Source organism: Acinetobacter genomosp. 15BJ (genome assembly GCF_000400715.1).
Taxonomy (GTDB): Bacteria; Pseudomonadota; Gammaproteobacteria; order Pseudomonadales; family Moraxellaceae; genus Acinetobacter.
The window spans coordinates 582,616-589,091 of the sequence record NZ_KE007346.1 but is presented as its reverse complement, the minus strand read 5'-3'; the positions used below and the strand labels follow the sequence as shown (position 1 = coordinate 589,091).

3 protein-coding genes are annotated in these 6,476 nt (G+C 40.2%); all 3 read right to left on the bottom strand.

Annotated features, from left to right (window positions below; genetic code table 11):
- The coding region (locus F896_RS20200) for an ESPR-type extended signal peptide-containing protein (protein ID WP_016162960.1) at positions 1–2,192 on the bottom strand (2,192 nt) is incomplete at its 3' end.
- Positions 2,193–2,597: 405 nt separating this feature from the next.
- A complete protein-coding gene (gene tpgA, locus F896_RS14000; protein ID WP_005269997.1) occupies positions 2,598–3,389 on the bottom strand; it encodes a trimeric autotransporter adhesin/peptidogylcan-associated protein TpgA in 792 nt (263 codons plus the stop codon).
- Positions 3,390–3,449: 60 nt separating this feature from the next.
- The coding region (locus tag F896_RS14005) for a YadA-like family protein (RefSeq protein WP_016162959.1) at positions 3,450–6,476 on the bottom strand (3,027 nt) is incomplete at its 5' end.

The following is a 6,476-nucleotide window of genomic DNA, read 5'->3' as shown; positions in this document are numbered from 1 at the left end:
TGTAACTGACCACCATTCACCGCATCTTTAGAACCAGATGTTATCGCGCCATTCGCAACATTACTGATCTTATTGTTACCCGCATTGATGCCTGTCTTACTGATACTTGGACTATTGGTAACAGGTGTTGTTCCATCTGCCTGTACAAAACTCAAACCATTGTTGTTAATAACTGTACCACCAGCATTAACACTATCAAATTTTACAGAGTCTGCTGTTGCAACAGTAATGCTAGTTCCTGTCCGAGAAAGCTTAATATTTTTGCCATCAATAAATTTAACTTCTGCGTCTTTACCTACGACTGCAGCAGTATCCGAATTGGTGTTTAACTTCCATGTCTGATTTTCTAAGCTAGTTGTACGATTATCAATATTCGTAATAGCATCACCAACATTCGTTTTTGTAGTACCACCTACATTATAAGTTGGGGTTGTAACTGCCCCCGTCGTTGAATTATAAGTTGAACCACCACCTAAAGCAGCAGCAGTATCAGCACCTTGCTTATCTGTTATTACTTTGAATTGTTTTAATTGCGCAACTGTTACGCCATCAGAGTCTACGGCACCATCTGCCAAATTAGTTAGACGACGTTTAACATTGTTAGTGCCATCACCAACTGAAATTGTTCCTTGTGTTGTTGCCCCTACATTTGTTAAAAATGAAGAGCCTGTTTGTGCGGAAGCAACTGATTTTTGCCCTAATGCAATACTATTATCACCTGTGACTTTTGCCTCTGCTCCAATAGCAACACCTGACGTAACACTACTACCAGCTCCTCGCCCAATAGATACAGCATCCGTTTTTGTTGCAATAGAACCACTACCAATTGCAACAGAACCTTCTCCACTTGCTAACGATGTACTACCTATAGCCAAGGCATTATTTGCTAGTGCAGCTGTTGCAGTACCAATAGCAATCGCACGCTGTCCTAATGTGACTGACCCGCCGTGTCCTAAAGATTGATATAATGCATTCGCTTGTTCAGCGGTTAAAGTTTGTCCGTTGTATGATCCACCAGTAATCGCACCAACTGTACCTGTCGTTGCATTACCAGTTCCAGCAGCCTGATTAATTGTTATTGCAACACCATCCACTGTTCCAGTTAGCGTACCGGCAGTCCCTCCTAGGGTATCTTTTACTGTATTAGAACCATTAAAAACTCGAGAACCGACCGTTTTATTAGTTATTGTACCTTGCCCTAAAGACGTTGCTAATTGAATAGGTGCATTTGTACCGCTTGTAACATTCGTTGCACCATTACCAATAGATAAACTTTGTTGTCCCAATGCGGCACCACGGACACCAACCACTGCTGCACCTTGTTCTGTTGCACCAGAGAAGGCCCCTATAGTCATCCCTTCATCTTTTAACGATTGAGAACCACCACCAAAAGCAATTGCGTCCCGCCCAGATGCTTTCGTTTGCCCAACAGTTTGATATGCTGCCCCAGCTTGGCCAGCAACTACAGAAGCATTATCAATATCAGGTGAACCAATCGCAATACCACGATAACCTGTAGCTGTTGCTGAATGGCCAATAGCAAGAGCACCAGTTCCTGTTGCTGCAGCTACATTACCTATAGCTTGAGCATAATCTGCAGTTGCAGCAGATTGACGACCAATTGATAAAGATGTATTTCCTGTCGATAAAGCCGCGGCACCTATTGCTACTGCAGCAACATTATTTGCAGTTGCGTATGTCCCTATAGCAGTAGCTAATCCCTGATTTGCATTTCCAGCAGAAGCACCTGTACCAATCGCAGTATTACCACCAGATGTAGTATCAAAAGTTACTCTGCTGTTACTAGTACTAGTATTATATGGATTGGATCTATCCGCAATTACAGAGTCCTTTGCTCCAGCAATACTAGAACATCCTATTGCTACTCCATTTGTAGTAGTCGCAGATGCTGTACAAGTATTAATATTGGTAATATTAGACCCACTTTTAGTCGGGGTTCCACTAACCTCAGTACCTGCATAAACCCAATTAGGGGCAACAATAGTAATTACTGCTAATGATAAAGTCTTTAAATTTATTGTTTCGGAATGACTCTTCTCATTAGACTCTTCTACAGTCGAAATTCCCCCAACCTTCCCGTTACTACCTTTTACTTTTCCCTTAGCAAGTTCCGAAACCGCTACCCAAGCACCCAATGAGGCGTTCCATACAACCTTATAAACCTTATTCATAATATTTTTCCAAACGCAGATAAAAGTTACAACGTGTTCACTTATGTGTACAAGTCTGTCTATGAAGTAAAGAAATGTAATTTATTACTATTAAAATAACTTTTTTAAAATGAGATGTAAATAACATTAGTACATGTTGTACATCTATCAATTCACCAATTTAAATTAAAATTTTAATTTCTAAAATTAAATATTACAAATCAATAGTTAATTTTTAACTACAAGTAAAAAGTAAATCGCATAATCTTCACATTATGCAAATTTATATACAAAAAAAGTCGATACATGACGTAAATTGACATTCTCCTCCTAAATTTATGTTCAAATTTCGCATTAATATTTGTATCTAAATGTCAAAAATAAAAAAAGCCAGCATAAATGCTGGCTTTTCTGATTTGAAAAATTTTACCAAGTCACATTAACGCGTCTATTCGGAGCTAAACAGCCAACCAATTGTGCATTTGCCTTATTACCTGTACATTGCTGATATATATCAGTTTGGCTATTGGCTTGAATTTGAATACGATTTGCATCAATACCTTCATTCACCAATAATTTTGCCACTGTATTGGCACGTTGTGATGAAAGTTGCTGATTATAAGCAAACTTACCTAATGGGTCAGCAAAACCTGCAACTAAAATTGGTCCAGTTGAATTACTTTGTTTGATACGCTGTGCAATTGAAGTTACAGAACTAGAACCTTGTTCGATCGCAGCAGTATTAAAACGGTCAAAAGCAAAGAATACACTTCCAGAACGTGTACCATTTACATTTGCATCATTTGGAACTTGGTTATTCGCACCCCAAGCCATTAAGCCCTCACATGCTTCACCTTTCCAAGACAATCTTTCCGAAAGATACTTCTTATCGAAATCGACACGTAATTGGCAACGTAAATAGTCTTGGCTATTTGGCTGACGAATATCTAAAACATAGTTCCAAGTTTTTACAAAGAATACGCCTTCGCTAAATTGAGGATGGCCCAAAATGTGACGAATTTGATCTTTGGTCAGACCTGTGTCTAAACGTGCAACATTATCATATTCATAACGCTGTACTTGTTTTAAATAACTTTTCTCAACCGCTGGAAATTTAATTTCTTCTTGCTGAGCCACAACTTCTTCTTGTGCAAAAGCAGTGGTTGTTGTTAAACCGACAAAAGTTGCCATCATCAAAATTTGAATATTCTTGTTCATTTCTTTACTCACAATATCTGTTGGATAAGGAGAGTCTAGGACTCTCCTTATTGAGGGCAATTAGTCAATAATTGTACTTACACCAATACGTACCAATGGGCTACCTTGGCTGCCTAAAGCAGCACCCGTTGTCAATGACCAGCGACCATTATCTGCAGTACGACGGAACGTCACACCCACTGCATTTTGATCGTTATAGTAAGCCGCGCCGACTGCCATAGTTAACTTACCTGGCACATAAGGTGCTTGCTCAAGTGCAGCTGTCGCAGCAATACCCGCAGACATTTTGTCTTCCAAATTGTCGATACGTTTGTTGGTGTCGTAGAACACTTGTTGTAACTGATCACCAAGGTTGTTGATCTTGTTACCCAACTCTTGATTTGATTGATTCAAAGTTCCAATCGCATCATTGATATTGTTCTTACCTGTACCACCGATATTGTTGGTCGTAATACTGCCATCTTGATTAACAACAGTCTCTCCACCAATGCTGTTCTTTATACTGTTCGAGATGTTATGGATCTGGCCACCATTCACGGCTTGGTTAGAACCCGCTTTGATTTCACCGTCCTTAACACCTTGCACCACACGATCACCATCTTTACCGGCCATATTGATACTTGTACCGCCTGTATCTTTACCAACGGTAATTTCACCATTTGGCGTCTGTTGCTGAACTAGGCCAGACTTACCATTGTTGATGTTATTGATGTTGTTATTGATGTTCTGAATATCATTTGAGTTTTTATCAACTTGCTTCTGAACATCCCATAACTGACCACCATTTACAGCATCTTTAGAGCCTTCTTCAACCTTACCATCAGCAACATTTTTCAGGTTTGTGCCTTTATCACCACCACCTAAAGTCACAGAGTTTTTATCAACATTGCCATCTTTGTCTTTGTCATACTTCACAGCGTTGTCTGACAAGTCACCGATTTCTTTGCCAATTTGATCTTTAACATCATTGATTTGCTTATCAAGCTGACCTTTATTGACCGCATCTTTTGCATCAACACCATCAGCGACATTGATAATTTTCTTACCACCTGCATCAATACCGTTAATTGTGATACTTGGACCACCCTTAATCGTTAAACCATTGTTATTAATAACGGTGTCGCCAGTGGTGATACTGTCGAACTTCGCATCTTTCAACAATTCAACTTTGATACCATCTGCTGTGGTACGGGTAATCACGTTTTCACCGCTGGTCTTGTCTTCTGCTGTTGCAGCATCAGCGCCACCAACAATGTTTAACTTCTCACCCAACTTACGATGAACATCTGCACCTGCATTACCTGCAAAGTTCAGACCTTTATTGGTCAGATCATTAACACCTGTAGTAACTTTGTCATCTACCGACTTGATTGCATCATTGATGTTGTCTTTACCAGTTCCACCAATGTTATTGGTCGTGATGCTACCGTCTTTATTAACAGTCGTATCACCACCAATGCTGTTCTTGATGCTGTCAGAAATATTCTGAATCTGACCGCCATTCACCGCATCTTTAGAACCATTCGCGATTGAACCATCTGCAACATTGGTAATGACTTTATTACCTGCATTGATGCCATCTTTGGTAATACTTGGACCATCTTTAATGGTTAAACCCTTGTCGTTTAATACAGTATCACCAGTCGTGATGCTGTCTAAATTAAGGTCTTTCTTGGTTGAAACTTCGTAGTTGGTACTACCATCTTTATTGGTCGTCTCTTTAACAACGATGTTGTCGCCTTCAGTCACTGTGGTTTTCGCTTTAGTTGCAGCGTCTTTCACATTGCTGATTGCATCATTGATGTTGTTTTTACCTGTACCACCAATATTGTTGGTTACTATACTGCCATCTGGATTAACCGTTGTGTTACCACCAATGCTGTTCTTGATGCTGTCAGAAATATTCTGAATCTGACCACCATTCACTGCATCTTTTGAACCTTTGGCAATTGAACCATCAGCAACATTGCTAATGACTTTATCGCCTGCATTGATGCCATCTTTAGTGATGCTCGGACCATCTTTAATGGTCACACCCTTGTCGTTTACTACCGTGTCGCCAGTGGTGATGCTGTCGAACTTCGCATCTTTCAACAATTCAACTTTGATACCATCTGCTGTGGTACGGGTAATCACGTTTTCACCGCTGGTTTTGTCTTCTGCTGTTGCAGCATCAGCGCCACCAACAATGTTTAACTTCTCACCCAACTTACGATGAACATCTGCACCTGCATTACCTGCAAAGTTCAGACCTTTATTGGTCAGATCATTAACACCTGTAGTAACTTTGTCATCTACCGACTTGATTGCATCATTGATGTTGTCTTTACCAGTTCCACCAATGTTATTGGTCGTGATGCTACCGTCTTTATTAACAGTCGTATCACCACCAATGCTGTTCTTGATGCTGTCAGAAATATTCTGAATCTGACCGCCATTCACCGCATCTTTAGAACCATTCGCGATTGAACCATCTGCAACATTGGTAATGACTTTATTACCTGCATTGATGCCATCTTTGGTAATACTTGGACCATCTTTAATGGTTAAACCCTTGTCGTTTAATACAGTATCACCAGTCGTGATGCTGTCTAAATTAAGGTCTTTCTTGGTTGAAACTTCGTAGTTGGTACTACCATCTTTATTGGTCGTCTCTTTAACAACGATGTTGTCGCCTTCAGTCACTGTGGTTTTCGCTTTAGTTGCAGCGTCTTTCACATTGCTGATTGCATCATTGATGTTGTTTTTACCTGTACCACCAATATTGTTGGTTACTATACTGCCATCTGGATTAACCGTTGTGTTACCACCAATGCTGTTCTTGATGCTGTCAGAAATATTCTGAATCTGACCACCATTCACTGCATCTTTTGAACCTTTGGCAATTGAACCATCAGCAACATTGCTAATGACTTTATCGCCTGCATTGATGCCATCTTTAGTGATGCTCGGACCATCTTTAATGGTCACACCCTTGTCGTTTACTACCGTGTCGCCAGTGGTGATGCTGTCGAACTTCGCATCTTTCAACAATTCAACTTTGATACCATCTGCTGTGGTACGGGTAATCACGTTTTCACCGCTGGT

Bases quoted from the DNA above. Each gene is read 5' to 3' on its own strand.
- tpgA (WP_005269997.1), bottom strand. From the start codon at position 3,389: ATGAACAAGAATATTCAAATTTTGATGATGGCAACTTTTGTCGGTTTA.